The organism is uncultured Erythrobacter sp. (assembly GCF_947502395.1).
In the GTDB taxonomy this organism is placed as follows: Bacteria; Pseudomonadota; Alphaproteobacteria; order Sphingomonadales; family Sphingomonadaceae; genus Erythrobacter.
Genome location: NZ_CANMZM010000001.1, coordinates 249,858 through 266,795, shown reverse-complemented (window position 1 = coordinate 266,795; position 16,938 = coordinate 249,858). Strand labels below are relative to the sequence as shown.

Annotated in this window: 17 protein-coding genes; 11 read left to right on the top strand and 6 right to left on the bottom strand. The window is 55.5% G+C overall.

The window, feature by feature from the left end:
• Nucleotides 1-5 precede the first annotated feature (5 nt).
• Nucleotides 6-692: a nitroreductase family protein gene (locus tag Q0778_RS01175; protein WP_298333419.1), complete on the top strand. Its 687-nt coding sequence runs from the start codon at nt 6-8 to the stop codon at nt 690-692.
• 6 nt (nt 693-698) lie between these two features.
• Here the strand turns inward: Q0778_RS01175 and Q0778_RS01170 are convergent, their stop codons facing one another.
• From Q0778_RS01170 to serB, 3 genes are all read right to left on the bottom strand, one after another.
• The gene (locus tag Q0778_RS01170; protein ID WP_298333417.1) at nt 699-1,574 is read right to left on the bottom strand and encodes a class I SAM-dependent methyltransferase; all 876 of its coding nucleotides are present in this window, start codon (nt 1,572-1,574) and stop codon (nt 699-701) included.
• A 126-nt stretch (nt 1,575-1,700) separates the two neighbouring features.
• Nucleotides 1,701-2,534 (bottom strand): Coq4 family protein, encoded by an 834-nt coding sequence (locus Q0778_RS01165; RefSeq protein WP_298333415.1) that lies wholly within the window; start codon nt 2,532-2,534, stop codon nt 1,701-1,703.
• A gap of 124 nt (nt 2,535-2,658) precedes the next feature.
• A complete protein-coding gene (gene serB, locus Q0778_RS01160) occupies nt 2,659-3,564 on the bottom strand; it encodes a phosphoserine phosphatase SerB (RefSeq protein WP_298333413.1) in 906 nt (301 codons plus the stop codon).
• On the opposite strand from serB, the gene miaA reads away from it, so the two are divergent.
• The 5 genes from miaA to Q0778_RS01135 all read left to right on the top strand — a co-directional run bounded on the left by miaA (nt 3,557) and on the right by Q0778_RS01135 (nt 8,751).
• Nucleotides 3,557-4,495 carry a tRNA (adenosine(37)-N6)-dimethylallyltransferase MiaA gene (miaA, locus tag Q0778_RS01155; RefSeq protein WP_298333411.1) on the top strand — a complete coding sequence of 313 codons (939 nt, stop codon included), beginning with the start codon at nt 3,557-3,559 and terminating at the stop codon, nt 4,493-4,495. The genes serB and miaA overlap by 8 nt on opposite strands.
• A gap of 275 nt (nt 4,496-4,770) precedes the next feature.
• Nucleotides 4,771-6,531: a biosynthetic-type acetolactate synthase large subunit gene (gene ilvB / locus Q0778_RS01150; RefSeq protein ID WP_298334837.1), complete on the top strand. Its 1,761-nt coding sequence runs from the start codon at nt 4,771-4,773 to the stop codon at nt 6,529-6,531.
• A gap of 21 nt (nt 6,532-6,552) precedes the next feature.
• Nucleotides 6,553-7,068: an acetolactate synthase small subunit gene (gene ilvN / locus Q0778_RS01145; protein WP_298303166.1), complete on the top strand. Its 516-nt coding sequence runs from the start codon at nt 6,553-6,555 to the stop codon at nt 7,066-7,068.
• Between the two features lie 45 nt (nt 7,069-7,113).
• Nucleotides 7,114-8,133, top strand: a complete 1,020-nt coding sequence (ilvC, locus tag Q0778_RS01140; RefSeq protein ID WP_298303164.1) for a ketol-acid reductoisomerase — start codon at nt 7,114-7,116, stop codon at nt 8,131-8,133.
• An 18-nt stretch (nt 8,134-8,151) separates the two neighbouring features.
• Nucleotides 8,152-8,751 carry a DUF4329 domain-containing protein gene (locus Q0778_RS01135; RefSeq protein WP_298303162.1) on the top strand — a complete coding sequence of 200 codons (600 nt, stop codon included), beginning with the start codon at nt 8,152-8,154 and terminating at the stop codon, nt 8,749-8,751.
• A 91-nt stretch (nt 8,752-8,842) separates the two neighbouring features.
• Here Q0778_RS01135 and Q0778_RS01130 read toward each other — a convergent pair whose 3' ends face one another.
• Together Q0778_RS01130 and Q0778_RS01125 are read right to left on the bottom strand one after the other, a co-directional pair.
• Nucleotides 8,843-9,121, bottom strand: a complete 279-nt coding sequence (locus Q0778_RS01130) for a hypothetical protein (RefSeq protein ID WP_298333409.1) — start codon at nt 9,119-9,121, stop codon at nt 8,843-8,845.
• Nucleotides 9,122-9,288: 167 nt separating this feature from the next.
• A complete protein-coding gene (locus Q0778_RS01125) occupies nt 9,289-9,768 on the bottom strand; it encodes a YHS domain-containing (seleno)protein (protein WP_298303158.1) in 480 nt (159 codons plus the stop codon).
• A gap of 298 nt (nt 9,769-10,066) precedes the next feature.
• Between Q0778_RS01125 and Q0778_RS01120 the strand changes: the two genes are divergently transcribed.
• Complete coding sequence (locus tag Q0778_RS01120; RefSeq protein WP_298303156.1) at nt 10,067-11,215, top strand: alpha-hydroxy acid oxidase; 1,149 nt, start codon at nt 10,067-10,069, stop codon at nt 11,213-11,215.
• A gap of 71 nt (nt 11,216-11,286) precedes the next feature.
• Nucleotides 11,287-11,730: an I78 family peptidase inhibitor gene (locus tag Q0778_RS01115; protein ID WP_298303154.1), complete on the top strand. Its 444-nt coding sequence runs from the start codon at nt 11,287-11,289 to the stop codon at nt 11,728-11,730.
• Nucleotides 11,731-11,816: 86 nt separating this feature from the next.
• Here Q0778_RS01115 and Q0778_RS01110 read toward each other — a convergent pair whose 3' ends face one another.
• Entirely contained in the window at nt 11,817-12,371 is a 555-nt protein-coding gene (locus Q0778_RS01110; protein WP_298303152.1) for a YHS domain-containing (seleno)protein, read from the bottom strand.
• A gap of 344 nt (nt 12,372-12,715) precedes the next feature.
• Between Q0778_RS01110 and leuA the strand changes: the two genes are divergently transcribed.
• The 3 genes from leuA (at nt 12,716) to Q0778_RS01095 (ending at nt 16,909) form a co-directional block, all read left to right on the top strand.
• Complete coding sequence (leuA, locus tag Q0778_RS01105; protein WP_298333407.1) at nt 12,716-14,386, top strand: 2-isopropylmalate synthase; 1,671 nt, start codon at nt 12,716-12,718, stop codon at nt 14,384-14,386.
• An 18-nt stretch (nt 14,387-14,404) separates the two neighbouring features.
• Complete coding sequence (locus tag Q0778_RS01100) at nt 14,405-15,592, top strand: serine hydrolase domain-containing protein (RefSeq protein WP_298333406.1); 1,188 nt, start codon at nt 14,405-14,407, stop codon at nt 15,590-15,592.
• Between the two features lie 270 nt (nt 15,593-15,862).
• Complete coding sequence (locus tag Q0778_RS01095) at nt 15,863-16,909, top strand: amidohydrolase family protein (protein WP_298333404.1); 1,047 nt, start codon at nt 15,863-15,865, stop codon at nt 16,907-16,909.
• The last annotated feature ends 29 nt before the right edge of the window (nt 16,910-16,938 follow it).

Genomic DNA, 16,938 nt, shown 5'->3' with positions numbered 1-16,938 from the left:
GCCCCATGCGTGATCATTATACCGTTCCCTATTCGCTCGAGACACTTCCCGATGACGAGAGCGTAGCCCGTGCAAGAGCTTTGCGTGATCGCCTGAAGGAACGACGGACCTGCCGATATTTCTCAGATGAGCCGGTTCCCCGAGCAGCGATTGAGGCAGCGATCGAAGCGGCCGGCACGGCGCCCAACGGCGCCAATCACCAGCCATGGCACTTTGCTGTCGTGTCGTCAGCAGAGAAGAAACGCGCGATCCGCGAAGCGGCAGAAGCCGAAGAGCGTCGCTTCTACGGTGCAGGTGGCGATGACCCAAAGGCGAGCGAAGAATGGCTCGGCGCACTCAAAGAGCTTGGCACTGACGAAGACAAGCCGTTCCTTGAAACCGCCCCCTATCTCATCGTCGTCTTTGCCCAGCGCAAAGGCGGGATCGAGGAAGACGGAAAGACACAGAATTACTATGTCAGTGAAAGCGTAGGAATAGCCTGTGGGATGCTCATCGCGACCTTGCATGAGGCAGGTCTAGCCACCCTCACCCACACGCCATCTCCCATGGGCTTCCTGCGTGAGGCATGTGAACGCCCGGAATGGGAAAAACCATTAATGATCGTGGTTGTGGGCCGGCCCAGCGAAGACGCGACCGTCCCAACCCATGCACTCAAAAAGAAACCATTGAGCCAGATTGCCAGCTGGCTCTAAGAAATCTCACGCCACGTTGGACAGCGCCATTGGTTTCGTTCCCTGAGCCGCGAACATCTCTTCAAACTTTGCACTTGAATGCGGGAATTGGAACGCATTCGCTCCCATCGGCACCACCATTCCTTCCGCGATCCCAGGGCGGAAGTAATTCCCTTGGTAGCGATTGGGATGAGTGCACGAATCGTGCTCGCCATAGACCTTGCCAATTGGCACAAAAGTTAGCGCAGTCCCGAAGACAGCGCACAGTGCCATATCGACAAAATTCATATGGTCGAGGTTCCCTCGGAGATGTGTGTCTTGCGCGATGATAGAATGGAGCTTTTCTCGCACGAAACTTAAGGCGGAAAGATCTCGCACAACTTGATTGAAATCATGCGCGCCATCGTGATGGATGATTGAGCGATCACCGCTGTTATCCGGCAACATGACATCGCGCACGTAGTCGGCAACTTCGCCCTGGTAGAGGCGTACCCGACCCGTTGCTTCCGGAAAGGTTCGACGAACTCGTTCGTAGGAGAACTGCAAGTAACCAGCGTCAATGTCGATAAGGTCGAGGTCGAAATCGAACCTACCCGAACAGCCGGCCAACATGACGGACGCTCCGCCCATGAACACTCCGACTTCGACGACCCTATCATATTCGCCATTGAGATCGCGCAATGTCCGAATGATGTCGAAGTAATAGTCGATCGAGCATTGATCTTCATAAGGCACATCGAAGCTGCTCGCCTGCTCAACGATGGCGTCGAAGATTCGGAACTGACCTACAAACTGGTCGGCATGCGGTGCTGACTTGTATCCTGAGTAGATCGGAAGATTAAGCGCCTCATGCGGCGTCTCAGATGTTTCAATGTCCTGATTGGGTGTGATGAATTGTCCCATGAAAGTGGCTCCTTCGGTCCGCATTGTGGCGGCAAGGAGCATGCAACTTCATAGTTGGAAGAATCAAAAGCGCCCTCCACGTGCTACCGCGTGGAAGGCACCTTGCTAACGCGTAGGTGAGGCCATTCAGGCCGAGGCAAGTTCCTCAGAACCGCTTTCGCTGGCGAGAAGGTTGTAAGGGTCTATGCCCTCTTCAGCCCAGATGCGATGGCATTCGCGATATTGCGTTGGCTCAGGAATGTTGAGGAGGCGGCGAACCTCATCCACCGGCTGCTTCAAAAGTTCACGGATCGGTTGCTCTATCATTCTTGGCGCTCCGCGCCCGGTTGCTTTGGCCTGGCGCACTGCACCCATAACCGGAGCTTTGGAACCCCAGACCATTTTTTTGATGTTGGCAGCTCCCGCATAACCGATAAGCAGGTGCCCCTGCGTCGGCGATTGCCCGTGGGTGAAGAGGAGAACACACTGCTCACCCAGCGCATCACGGCCATAGCCGGTGAGTACATGGAAGAGATCGTGCGTATCGCGTGACCGGTCACCGAACCACTGAACCAAATCGTTGTACTTGGGACGCCCCAAACGGTCGCTTTCTGCTACGAGGCCAGCAGCGGTGAGCCCTTCGTTTTCCATGAAATCGCAATAAGCATGCGCAAGGCTACCCTTAGGCGTTTTGCGCAGCTCAGCGTGGTCGTCGAGGATTTCGGGAAGGCTTGGTTCCGAAGAACGAAGCGCCTCTCCGCGCTCTGACAGCATCAGCTCTTGGACACGCGGCATGAAGTCCTTCGAAGGCAAGGATTCGTAAATCTTGAAGACGAGGCTCGTGTCTTCCTTGTCCTTCATCAGCAGGCGGAAGTTCTTGACCGCACGAGGCAGAGAATACCGCGGAGCGGGCCGATCAGGATGGCGGAGGACTGTGCCGTCCGCAGCGAACATTTTTGTGTAGCGGGCTGTGTCTGACATTGTACGCGGACCTCGAGAAACGGAGTGCTGAGTAAGCTCTAAAGCTCGTTACTTACATTAGTGTAAATAACGACATCAGTTCCCTTTTGCAACCCTATTTATCTTGAGCCTTCACCCCATCCCCTTATGACCAGTCTGCTTGAGATATGCCAAGCAGCGAAAGGACCGTCGCCAAATCGCCATCGTCGATAATTCCGTCTGCCGCTGCACGCGCCTTTGGCTTTGCATGATAGGCAAACCCGTAAGTCGCAGCCTCGATCATAGGGATGTCATTTGCCCCATCGCCAATAGCCAAAGAGATCGCTTGTTGATCGATTTGGGCAACCTCTCGCTCAAGCACAGCACGCTTAGTCGCACTGTCGACAATCGGCCCATCCAATTCACCCGTGAGCACCCCGCCCTCGACGGCAAGGCGATTACCCACAACCATATCAAAACCGAGCGCCTCAGCGACAGGATCTGCGAAGTGATGGAAACCGCCCGTAACTAGAATGGTCTTGCAACGTCTGGACTTGAGAGTCTGCACCAGTTCCCTTGCACCAGGGTTGAAGCTAATACGCTCATCAAGGCACTGCTGTATTGCAGTTTCCGGAAGGCCTTTGAGAAGCGCGACGCGTTCCTTTAGAGCGCTCCCAAAGTCGAGCTCGCCGAGCATTGCCCGCTCTGTGATCGCCGCAACTTTATCTTTCAGCCCCGCATAGTCGGCAAGCTCATCGATGCACTCCTGCCCGATCATGGTGGAATCCATATCCGATACAAAAACCTGCGGAACTCTGATCAATTCGTGAGCAAACAGCTTGTCTGCCAATCCAAAGTGAATCTTGAGTACATTATTCACGACCTTTCGGTCCTCCATCCCAAGATGAAGTTCGACCACATCTTGCTCGATTGGCAGCCGCACACCAGAGTGAAACTCCCAACCTGTTGGCGACCATGACGATCTGGGCGAGATTTTCGGGAAGGCTTTTCGCAGGTCCTTGATCCCTGTTTCCCAATCCAGATTGTCTGCTATCAGACGCGCGATGAGCACGAATACTTCTCCTTCAGACACCGCATCCGCGCGGCCGGTTTGGCTCATTGCAGGGCCGACCGCCAGCGGCAAGAGCGCATGCGCACTGCAATTGGCAAAAGCGCTTGGCAAGCAAGCTCAGACCGCCGTCATCATCAACGCTGATAGTATGCAGCTTTATGCGGACATTCCCGTCCTTTCTGCAGCCCCGAGCGAAGACGAGCTCAAGCAATGTGAGCACCGTCTCTACGGCGCTTGGGATGGAGCGGTGGCGTGCTCTGCTGCCAATTGGGCGACGCACGCCAAAGCCGAAATAGAAGAAGCGCATCAGGCCGGGAAAACTCCGATTTTGGTCGGCGGCACCGGCATGTATCTCAAGGTCCTGCTTGAAGGCATTGCCCCAATCCCCGCTATTGAACCCGAAGTGCGCGATCAGGTGCGCTCGCTTGAGACCGCAGATGCCTATGCGGCTTTACAGATCGAAGATCCCTTACGCGCTGATGTGCTCGAACCCGGTGACAGCCAGAGGATCGCCCGCGCCCTGGAAGTCAAACGCTCCACCGGAGTAACCCTCGCCGATTGGCAACAGGCGAAGTCTGGCGGAATTGGTGAAGAGGTGACGTTGCACCCACTCGTCATGATGCCAGAGCGGCAGTGGGTTTATGATCGCTGCGACACACGTTTCGAAAAGATGCTGGCGAACGGGGCGGTAGAGGAAGTCGAAACGCTGCTTGGCCGCGGGCTTTCAGCGGACCTGCCGGTGATGCGTGCAATTGGCGTTCCCGAGATCGCTGCGATGATCCGCGGCGAGTTGACCCGTGAAGAAGCAATTTCGGCGGGCGGTCAGGCAACACGGCAATACGCCAAAAGGCAATTCACATGGCTCCGCAACCAATGCCCAGAGGATTGGAAACGGATCGCGCCTGACGAAATTGCTGAAAATCTACCTTGATTATAATATTATTTTAACATGAGTGCTTGACTTATTAGATTCTGGCCAATAGCGAGCATATCAAGGTACCAGGCTCTGACTTGGCTCGTTCTTCGTAAACCGCTATATGCGAAAGCATCACAGGCGGTGTGACTTGTAACAAATGCAAAAGGCTCAATCGATCATGGTCGTCGTCATTCTTGTAGAAGATTTGGGCTGATCGGGACCTTTGAAATAAGCACCTGACCGGCCCGATGCGAATGTGCACCGGGCCGTTTTTTATGCGGGAGTAGTTTATCGTGGGACAGCGCTCTGGAGCCGCCCTTTTGATGGAATGCCTAATCGATCAGGGGGTCGAGTATGTCTTCGGCTATCCCGGCGGCGCGGTCCTGCCCATCTATGATGAGCTTTTTGGGGATGAGCGTATCCGCCACATCCTTGTGCGCCACGAAGCAGGCGCTGCCCATGCCGCCGAAGGTTACGCACGTGCCACAGGCAAGCCGGGCGTAGTGCTGGTCACCTCAGGCCCCGGCGCTACCAATGCCGTGACAGGCATCGCCGATGCGTGGATGGATTCGATCCCAATGGTGGTGATCACAGGACAAGTCCCCTCCACTCTTATCGGCACCGATGCCTTCCAAGAAGCAGACACGGTTGGAATCACCCGCCACTGTACCAAACACAACTATCTGGTGAAGGACCCGGCGGAGCTGGTTGCGACACTAGAGGAAGCGTTCCGCATCGCTACCACGGGCCGGCCCGGCCCGGTCGTCGTCGACATTCCCAAAGACGTGCAGATCGCGGTCCCATCCGAAAGCCGTCCACATGCCACACACCACGGCTCGCACCGTTATTCCCCGCAGATGGTTGCCCCGCCAGAGCAGGTTGCCGAGGCGATTGAGGCATTGGCAGCGGCTGAAGCTCCGATCTTCTATACTGGCGGCGGCGTGATCAACTCTGGTCCGCGGGCGAGCGAATTGCTTCGTCAGTTTCAGGACCTCACCGGCGCCCCCACCACGTCGACTTTGATGGGCCTTGGTGCCTTTCCCAATACCCACCCCGATTGGCTGGGCATGCTGGGAATGCACGGCACGTACGAAGCCAATATGGCGATGAACAAATGTGACGTAATGGTCTGTATAGGTGCACGCTTTGATGACCGCGTGACTGGGCGGCTTGATGCATTTTCGCCGGATTCCAAGAAGATCCACATCGATATCGATCGGTCTTCCATCAACAAGACGGTGCCCGTTGACCTCGGTATTGTCGGCGACTGCGCAACCGTGCTTGAGCAGCTTATTGCTGCTTGGGGCGACAGAAAACCGCAGGATCTTGGCGAATGGAAGGCGCGCATTGCCGGATGGCGCGCGCGCGAATGCTTGGCCTATCCGGAAGTCTCCAGGGCTGATAAAAATGCCATCATGCCGCAGAAGGCGATCGAGCGGCTCTGTTCCCTCACGCACGAGCGATCACCCATTATCACCACTGAAGTGGGCCAGCACCAAATGTGGGCCGCGCAATACTTCGGTTTTGATAAGCCCAACAAATGGCTGACTTCAGGCGGGCTCGGAACGATGGGGTATGGGCTTCCTGCTGCCATTGGAGCGCAGTTGGGGAACCCGGACAGCCTCGTCATCGACATTGCTGGCGAAGCCTCTATTCAGATGAATATTCAAGAACTTGGGACGGCCTCGCAATATCGCCTGCCGGTCAAAGTCTTCATTTTGAACAACGAATACATGGGCATGGTTCGACAGTGGCAGGAGCTAACCTATGAAAGCCGCTATTCGAACAGCTATTCCGACAGCCTGCCCGATTTCGTGGCATTGGCAGAGGCCTATGGCTGGAAAGGCATTCGCATCACCGACAAGGCCGATCTCGATGCTGGTATCCAAGCGATGCTTGACTATGATGGCCCCGTTATCGTCGATTGCTGTGTCGCCAAGGACGCGAATTGCTTCCCCATGATCCCTTCAGGCGCAGCGCATACCGAGATGCTGCTCTATGGTGATCAGGTCGAAGGCACGATGAACGACGAAGCCAAAGCACTGGTTTAGGGCGTTAGGAACACTTAACAGATGAAAATCAAGAACGCCCAAAGCGAGCGCCACGTCCTCACCATCACGGTCGACAATGAGCCGGGCATTCTCGCCAAAATTACCGGCCTCTTCACCGCGCGCGGCTACAATATCGACAGCCTCACGGTTGCTGACATTTCTGACGACCACGCAATCAGTCGAATCACCGTTGTGACGAGTGGTCCGCCCGAGGTGATCGACCAGATCGAAGCGCAATTGGAGCGGCTTGTTCCGGTTCACAAGGTCACTGACCTCACTGCCGCTGGTCCACATGTGGAACGTGAACTTGCGCTCATTAAAGTAGCGGGCACGGGAGACAAACGTGTGGAGGCGTTGCGTGTCGCTGAGATATTCCGCGCCAACGTCGTCGATACGACCATCGAGAGCTTTGTATTCGAACTCACCGGCCCGCCCGACAAGATCAACAGCTTCATCGCTCTTATGCGCGAACTTGGCCTCGTCTCAGTTGGCCGTTCTGGCGTGGTCGGCATGATGCGTGGCTCTGGCGGCACTTAAACAGTTTCAACCTTACAACTTATCGAAGAATCAAAGGGAACCCCCATGAAAGTCTATTACGACGCTGATGCTGATCTTGGTTTGGTCGCATCCAAGAAGATCGCTGTGCTCGGCTATGGCAGCCAAGGCCATGCTCACGCGCAGAACCTGCGGGATAGCGGTGTTGCAGAAGTGGCCATTGCCCTTCGCGAAGACTCTGCGACCGCCAAGAAGGCCGAGGATGCGGGCTTTAAGGTTCTGTCGAACAAGGAAGCGGCAGAATGGGCAGACATCCTCATGATCCTTGCCCCCGATGAGCATCAGGCAGCAATCTACGCCGACGACATTCATGGCCGCATGAAGCCGGGCAGCGCGCTTGCATTTGCCCATGGCCTAAACGTCCACTTTGGCCTGATTGAGGCGCAAAGCGATATCGACGTCATCATGATCGCGCCGAAAGGCCCGGGCCATACGGTCCGCAGCGAGTATAAGCGCGGCGGCGGTGTCCCCTGCCTGATCGCAGTGCATCAGGACGCAAGCGGCTCAGCCAAAGACGTGGCCCTCGCCTATGCGTCCGGTGTCGGTGGTGGCCGCTCGGGCATTATTGAAACCAATTTCCGTGAAGAATGTGAAACGGATCTCTTTGGCGAGCAGGTTGTGCTGTGTGGCGGAATTACCCACCTTATCCAGGCAGGCTTCGAAACCTTGACCGAGGCCGGCTACGCCCCTGAAATGGCCTATTTCGAATGCCTTCACGAGACCAAGCTCATAGTCGATTTGCTCTATGAGGGTGGCATTGCGAATATGCGCTATTCGATTTCGAATACAGCGGAATATGGTGACATCACCACGGGCCCACGGATCATTACCGAGGAAACGAAGAAGGAAATGAAGCGTGTGCTTGAAGACATTCAAGCCGGACGTTTTGTGAAAAACTTCGTTCTCGACAACCGCGCTGGACAGCCCGAGTTGAAAGCTGCTCGGAAGCGTGCAGAAGCCCATCCGATTGAAAAGACGGGTGCGGAGCTTCGTGCAATGATGCCATGGATCGGAGCGAACAAGCTGGTCGACAAGACGAAGAACTAAGGCCACGGGTGGGAGACGATGCAATTGTCTGCCACCCGCCTCCTCTATGTCCTGTGTGCTATCGCCTTCTTGGTGATCATCGCGCGGGCCTATCTCAATGTGAAGGGTCCCGAGGCGCTTCAGCCAGTGGTACCGCAATATGACGTTGAAGCCTTCGCCCGCGAACAACTGAATGCGCTTCAGGAACGCAGCTTCAATGAGAATATCGAACTCTGCGGGATCATCTTTGAAACCAGCGATGGAGAATTAGGAGCTTCACGCAAAACCGGGGGCGATGAAGCCACTTGCGATCTGTCCTTCTTTGATGAGCCCGGAATGGTGCCAATTGCCAGCTTCCACACCCACGGGCGTTTCAGCCGCGAATATGATGGAGAGGTGCCGTCTGTCACCGATATCAGAAGCGATATCGCCAATGGGATGGATGGCTATGTATCAACACCGGGCGGACGTTTTTGGCATATCAACCATGTGACAGGCGTGGCCCGTCTTGTTTGCGGGCCCGGCTGCGTGACACAGGATCCGCGCTATCAAACCTGTGCCGGCGATGCGATTGAGGACAGGTATACAGTAGAAAAATTGGCGCAGCGATTTAGAACCGCTGCGCCAATATGTTTGTGAACAGCCTGCTTATTGATCGGTGCGTGCAAGAAGAGTGTGGCCAGAGGGGCTAGGAGGAACGACCCTCCAACCACACTCAAGTGCACGCCCGTCAGGCAGCAGGCGCACAACCCGTGAACGGATCAGTCGTCGGCCGCGCCGCAGCATCCAGCTGCACAGCAACCCGCAGCGCAGCAACCAGCAGCGCAGCAACCAGCAGCACAAGCAGATGCGGCACAAGCCGATGCAGCGCATCCGGCAGCCGCACAACCAGCGGCAGCGCAACAGGCAGCGGCACAGCAACCTGCGGCAGAACAAGCGCTCGCCTTACAGGCAGCGGCGGTACAAGCGGCGCTGCACTGAGCAGCGGCTGGCGCACCAGCAGTCGCAACGGCGAGGCCACCTGCAACCATCAACATTTTCGCGAAACTTGTCTTCTTGGTCATGGGAATTTCCTTTCAATCTCTCTCAAATATTCTGGGGATCGTGGGCGGCTGCCGCTGCGGCTAAGCAGCAAGGGGGCAAAGGGAGGGTTTGCAGCCGCCACACGAAAAGGGATCAGTCGCCGAACTTCTTACCGTCCGGAATCTTGGTCCAGGCTGGATCTGACTTGGCAATGAAGCCTTCGATGTCGCCGAGCCACGTGCTCTGCACATTGCGATTGAAGTTCAGATAGAGCTTGCCATCGTGAATTTTGTAGAGGGTCGGATCACCCGGTGCCAGCGAACCGCGGCTCATCGCCCATGCACAGTGGCCGCCATATTGCGGAGCATACTGGTCTGGGCTCGAAGCAAACAGGTCAGCATTGGCCTGGCTGGAGAAGTGATAGACTGCTCCACCGTGGTTCACCTTGAACTGGGCAGAGCCGCGAACTGGCTTTCCACTGCCCTGAAAATAGCTCACGGTGTCGTAACCGCTCACAGCAACATTACTGCCTTCTACGCCTACGAAAATACCACCATCGGCCAATACCGGAGCGGTTAATGCAACCGGAGCTGCAAACGCGACGGCAGCTGCCATCAAATACCTGATCTTCATAACTTATCTCCTTTGAGTCCGCTTTAAAAAAGCGTCGTGCGGCGATCGCAAAGCGGTTTGCAGGTCAAGGGGGGCTAGGGTGTAAGCTGGCTTAAGGGGGAAACCAGCTGGAACCTGCCGAGCGCCTTGCGACCGCGCACATCTGTTGTTTCGCGGGGGCAGCTCAATTGGTGACACTCATCTGAAAAAAAATTGATGAGACGCAGGGCGACTTGTCATAAGGCCGGGCCAAGACGAGCGACTGAAGCAGATCCCCGCGTATCGCACGAAGGTGATCCACCCAATAAGAGCGAGGGCCATGCGTCTCACCGATTGTCATAATATCGATGACTTCCAAAAACTTGCGAAGGCACGTCTGCCCTTCCCCGTGTTCGATTACATTGACGGCGCGGCAGACGATGAGCTGACCAAGGCTCGCAACACGGCAAGCTATTCTAGCATTGATCTAGTGCCCGACGTTCTCGTCGGGGTGGAGACTATCGATACAAGTTGCACAATTCTCGGTCGCAAGAGCGCGCTTCCACTGATGCTGTCTCCCACTGCGGTTCAACGTGCATTCCACTGGCAGGGCGAAACGGCAGTTGCCAAGGCGGCCGAGAAGTTTGGTTTATGGTTCGGCATTTCGAGCCTTGCGACACGCTCCATCGAAGAGATAGCGGAACTCACGAATGGCCCGAAGATGTTTCAACTCTATGTCCACAAGGACAAGGGTCTGAACACTCATATGATTGAACGATGTCAGGCGGCGAAGTTTGATGCTCTGGCTCTGACAGTCGATACGATTGTCTCGGGGAAGCGCGAGCGGTGTCTGCGCAGTGGCTTCACCACCCCACCCCGCTTCACGCCTGCAGGTATATTGAGCTATGCGACGCGTCCTCGATGGACGTTCGATTACCTATTTCGGGAGAGATTCAGCCTGCCCAATCTCGATACGCATGTGAACGAGGGTTCGAGCCAAGCGGTTAGCATCGCGGAGTATTTCAACACCATGCTCGACACCTCGATGGATTGGGGCACCGCGGCAAACATTCGCGAAGATTGGGGTGGTACCTTTGTTTTGAAAGGTGTGATGAGCGCCCGCGACGCAAGGCGTGCGGTCGAGATTGGGGCGGACGCGATCATGATCTCCAACCACGGTGGGCGGCAATTGGACGGCAGCCGCGCACCCTTCGATCAGCTACCGGAGATCGTCGATGCGGTCGGTGGCGAGATTGAAATCATTTGCGACGGAGGCGTGAGGCGTGGCACTCATGCGCTCAAGGCTCTGTGCACAGGCGCAACCGCAGCATCCGGCGGGAGGCTTTATCTCTATGCTCTTGCTGCTGCGGGACAAGATGGGGTCGAACGCGCGCTCTCCATCCTGAAGGATGAGATTGAACGCGGAATGCGGCTTATGGGAGTAACAGGTGTGGACCAGCTCACCCGCGAACGTCTAAGAACACGGTAGAGGTGATAAGAACGGACCACTGATGACGTCATGGCGTCGTCAGATCATTCGACTCAAAGGGGGGGCAGATCATGAAAAAATCTTCCACGGTTCTTGCGTGCTCCTTGATGGCTGTTCTTGCCGCGTGCGATGCCAGATCTGAAGGTGACGCAAGCTCTGCCGACGATTTTGCGGCTCGAATCAACGGTGGAGCGCAAGGCGGAGCTGCGTCAGAGGCGGCCGATGCGCCGAGCGTCGCCGCTCCTCTACCCGTTGCCGGGAACAGCTCTGATGTGCCAGGCACAATGGCCGACCCCGCTAGTTCGATTTGCGGAGCCAATTTGATGGAACCCTACATCGGTCAGAAATACGACGATGCGGTTCGCGTTCAAATTGTTGAGACCGCTGCGAACAATGAGGGCGGCGTGCGCTTTGTCCTTCCTGGGACTGCGACGGTCCAGCCAGACCCCACAAGTCCGCGGCTCAGCATAATGATCGATAACCTCGGTGTTATCAGAGACGCACGCTGCGGATAGCTCCGACAAAGGCATCACAGAAATACAAAAAAAGCCCGGCGTCGATTGCGTGATCGATGCCGGGCTCTTAAATTTATGGACGCCAATTAGCTCTTGAAGTGCTCATCAGCTGAGTGGGTTGGATAGTTCACATCACCTTTTTCGATGAAGCCGGGGATGTCTTCTTCCCAGCGTGTCTGAACGTCCTTACTGAAATTCAAGTAGAGCTTTCCGTCAACAATTTCGAAGACTTCCGGATCGCCTGGCGCAAGCGCGTCATTGGCACCAATCGCCCATGCGCAATAACCACCGTAAGCGGGGGCATATTTTGCAGGATCTTCGACAAATGCGTTGGCATTGTCTTCATTGGCGAAGCGATAGTCAAAACCATTATAGCGAACGGTCAGCGCTTCGCTGCCTTCAACCGGAGTACCGTCACCGACAAAGTAGCTGACAACATCATATCCGCGCACAGCCAGCGTGTCACCGATCTCTTGGGTGTAGATCGGATTTTCGGCTTGACCGCCAAGGTCAGCGAAAAGCGCAGCGCTTTCAGATGCTTCTGCAGCGACTGCAGCATCGGGTTCAGAGGCATTCTCAACAGGAGCGCTACAAGCCGCAACACCTGCGAAAAGAGCGAGGGTAAACAGTGATTTCTTCATGGGATTATTCCTCCTGAATAAAGTTCAAATTGTCCAACAGCCTGATCGTTGGCTCACGTCCTCTTTCGCAACACATCAAATGTTGGTTACACAAAATTATTCGAGCTGTCGGAAAAAGTAGGTAAAAGGGCCCAGTTTCGCGGCACTGGGCAAATCCCTCGGCTTGCCTTGCTCACACAAATCAGCAATGGTTACGGCATGACTTACGGCAAAGCTCTTCTACTACGACTTATCCGCCCTTGGGCGGTGTAGGGCTTTTGCGCACAGGAATGGCGCGGCCCACCGTTCAAGGGACCGCGAAGCCATCTTCCCAAGAGCAACGTCAAGAGCGACCAGCCTGAGCCATGCTGAAAAATCCATACAACAAATATCGCCCCTTTCCGCAGATCAATCTGCCCGACCGCCAATGGCCTGGTCGTGTGATCGACAAAGCCCCACGCTGGCTTTCGACCGATCTGCGCGATGGCAATCAATCTATCATCGATCCAATGGACGCAGTGAAGAAGCGACGTTTCTTTGATCTACTGGTCGAAGTTGGGGTCAAAGAGATCGAGGTCGGCTTTCCTAGTGCAGGGGCGACAGAGTTCGACTTTATCTCAGGGCTTGTTCAATCCGGCGCTGTCCCGGGAGATGTCACCGTCCAGGTGCTGACCCAAAGTCGCGAAGACCTTATCCGCACATCGTTTGAAAGCCTTCGCGGAGCCCGCTCTGCAATCGTGCACCTCTACAATGCGGTGAGCCCAGCATGGCGCGACATCGTTTTTCGCATGAGCAAAGAGCAGGTGCGCGACATTGCCATGACCGGTGCGAAGGTAATGCGGGATTGCGCGGCTGAACAACCGGACACCGATTGGCATTTCCAATATTCGCCGGAGACTTTCTCAACCGCAGAGATCGACTTCTCAATCGAAGTGTGCGCGGCAGTAATGGAGGTGCTTCAGCCGACCTCTGAAAAACCCATCATCCTGAACCTGCCGGCAACGGTTGAGGCAGCGACTCCTAATATCTATGCCGATCAGATCGAATATTTCTGCCGCAACCTTCCCAATCGAGACGCAGCAGTAATCTCTCTCCACACGCATAATGATCGTGGGACAGGCGTGGCGGCGGCTGAGCTTGGCCTGATGGCTGGAGCAGACCGGGTCGAGGGATGCCTGTTTGGAAATGGAGAGCGAACGGGCAATTGCTGTCTCGTTACCATGGCGCTCAACATGTACACGCAAGGCGTTGATCCTGGGTTAGATTTCTCTGACATTGATCGGGTGATCGAAACGGTTGAGTATTGCAATGATCTGCCTGTCCATCAGCGTCACCCCTATGGTGGAGAGCTTGTCTACACGGCCTTCTCCGGAAGCCATCAGGACGCAATCAAGAAGGGCTTCGAAGCCAACAGCACGCAAAACGACGAACTTTGGCGGGTGCCTTACCTGCCCATCGATCCCGCCGATTTGGGCCGCGACTACGAAGCCGTCATCCGCGTCAATTCACAAAGCGGCAAAGGCGGCTTTGCGTGGGTGCTGGAACAAGATCAGGGTCTTAAGCTGCCCAAGAAGATGCAGGCCGATTTCTCCCGATACGTGCAGCACATGGCAGATGAGCTTGGACGCGAGCTCAATGCGGCGGACATTTGGGAAGCGTTCAAGTCTGCTTATCATGTAAAAACATCGGACAAAAAGTTCCAACTGGTGGATTACGAAGAAAGCCGCGCCTCCGATGGCACGCGTTTGTTCGTGGGCAAGATCGCGGTCGATGGCGGCCAGCAAAGCGTATCTGGACGGGGCAACGGTCTGATTTCCAGTGTGCTCACCACACTCGAGGATGCGTTTGATCTCGACATCAAAGTCCTCGATTATACTGAACACGCGCTCGGCACGGGCCGCGATGCAAAAGCAGCAGCTTACCTCATGTGCCAATCAGGCGACCAAGTAATCTGGGGCTGCGGCATCGACGAAGATGTCGCCACGGCCAGTGTACGGGCAGTCCTAAGCGCAGCAAATTCAGCGATGGCGGAGTAGCAAGAAAGAGGGGCACAAATGACAACCCGCAAGGTATTCATTGCCTGTGCATTGACTGGCTTGGCGGTGCTTGGAAGCTCTCTTTTCCTATTTGGGCACCTTGATCCCACGCTTGACCCGGCGTTCGAAGACAAGTTGGCGGCGGCCGAAAACCATCAGGCTGAAACTCTAATCGCTCAGGAAGCAAAGAGCCTCGGAATCACAGCTTTGGATGTCGCAACCATCAAGGATGGTGAAACGGCAAGGACACTTCATTTCGGTCGGTCAAAAGAAGGGGCACTGATGCAAGCAGCAAGCCTGTCCAAGGCGGTTGCAGCTGCAGTCATTCTAATTCAGGCCGAGCGGGAGAATGTTGAGCTTGATGACGACATAAGAACCCAGATTACGTCGTTTGACATCACGAAACTCAATGGCGGCGACAGGCCTGTTACGCTGCGCCAATTGTTGTCTCACACAGCAGGCGCGTCGCAATCTGGCTATGCCGGCTATCCACGCGGCAACAGACCCCCCAGCATCGCGGAGGTGATCTCATCGCCTCCACGCTTCTTCGAATTTGCCCTCGCCTTCGATGGCCCACCCGATGAGTTTCGCTATTCGGGTGGCGGCTATTCACTCGCACAATTATGGGCCCAGGACGTTTCGGGAAAGGGGTTCACTCAGCTTGCTGATGAGCTGTTGCTAAGGCCTCTAAACATGAAGCATAGCACGTTCGAACAGCCGATTGAGAACGGGCCAAACTGGCCATTGAAGATCACAGGTGCTGACGCGCGCATTGATCCAACCCAAGCCCTTTTCTCTCCCCTCACCAATTCATGGCACAATTACCCGGAACAAGCTGCGGCAGGCCTGTGGACTACGTCTGAGGATTATGCGCGATTTGCCTTGGCGTTAGTCAGAGCTTCAGAAGGGCAAGAGAATGCTATCCCTCCCAGTGTCGCCGAAGCGATGATGACTCCGCAGGTGAAAACCGGTTGGGAGACTGACACCGGTCCGAGCCACTATGGTCTGGGAACAATGTTGGAACTGGATGAGGACGGTGCACTTCTTAGCGTATCCCATACAGGAGCAAATGCGGGATACAGAAGCCATTTTCTGGCGCGCCCAGCAGCGGCAGATACTCCGGCAAAGGTTATTGTATCCATAGGCAACACACCAAGTGCGGCCCCGCTCAACAAAGCCATTGTCAATGGACTAAATCAGAATTGACAGGCCCTCATCTTCGCGGAATCGGTGCGCTATAGACAGCCCCCTAGTCAGCATTCGTTCCGGCGAAAACGGTTGCAAATTTCCTACACTTGGGTCGTCGTCTAAAGCCTGACGCATGGCTTTTCGTTTCCTCTATCATGTCCTTTTTCACAGCCCGATTGCTTCCAAAGGTTTTTTGCTCTTGAACAGTGTCTCAAGTGTCTCAAACGCGACTTATTTGTACGGGAATGCCTCCAATGAAGGACTTCCCCAAAAGGAGATAACCCAGCTATGACCGAAGCCATTCTGGAAGCTGACCTTCCGATCATCGATCCCCACCATCACCTATGGGACCTTCGCGCTATGCTGCCGATGTTCCCGGAACCACGTCACCGTTTTATCGAAACACTCATTCCCGTCGCGCACTACACGTTTGACCAATTGCAAGAAGAAGTCGCCGCCAGCGGACACAATGTCATCGCCACCGTCTTTATGGAATGCGGTGCGTTCTACAACGGCGCATATGGCGAAGCGCTCAAGCCGATTGGCGAGGTGGAATTTGTGAATGGGGTCGCTGCGCAAAGTGCGAGCGGTCTTTATGGTGAAGCACGCCTGTGTGCAGGGATCGTGGGCCACGCAGATCTGATGCTCGGAGCAAGCGCTGGTGAAGTTCTTGATGCGCTACAAGCTGCGGCGCCCGATAGGTTCAAGGGTATCCGCCACCAAGGTGCGTGGGATGCCGATCCGGAAGTCTTAGGCCCTCCTTTCCATGCGCCTCCTGAGCTTTATCGCAATGAAACATTTCGGGAGGGATTCGCTGAGCTCGGCAAGCGTGACATGAGTTTTGACGCCTGGATATTGGAGCCACAGATTGGCGATGTGACCGATCTGGCGCGAGCTTTTCCCGATACGCCGATTTGCCTCGACCATTGCGGCACTCCGCTCGGCAATGCGAGCTATTCCGGGAAACTCGAAGAACGCTTTCCAATCTGGCGCGATGCCATTCTGGAATTGGGTCAATGTGAAAATGTCATGGTGAAGTTGGGCGGACTCGCGATGCACAATTGCGACCTTCCCCCGGAAGGCCCGGCTGCTGGCTGGTCCTCTGAGAAACTCGCGCCGCTTTGGAAACCTTACATCGAAACCTGCATTGAAGCCTTCGGTCCCTCACGGGCCATGTTTGAGAGCAATTATCCGGTTGATCGCTGGGGCGCGAGCTATCCGGTTTTGTGGAACACCTTCAAACGAATCACCGCTGGCGCAAGCGCCGATGAAAAAGCGGCGCTCTTCGCCGGGAACGCAGCGCGGTTTTATGGGTTGGAAGAGCGGCTTGCTTGATTTCAAAATGCAACCTAACGCTATCGCGC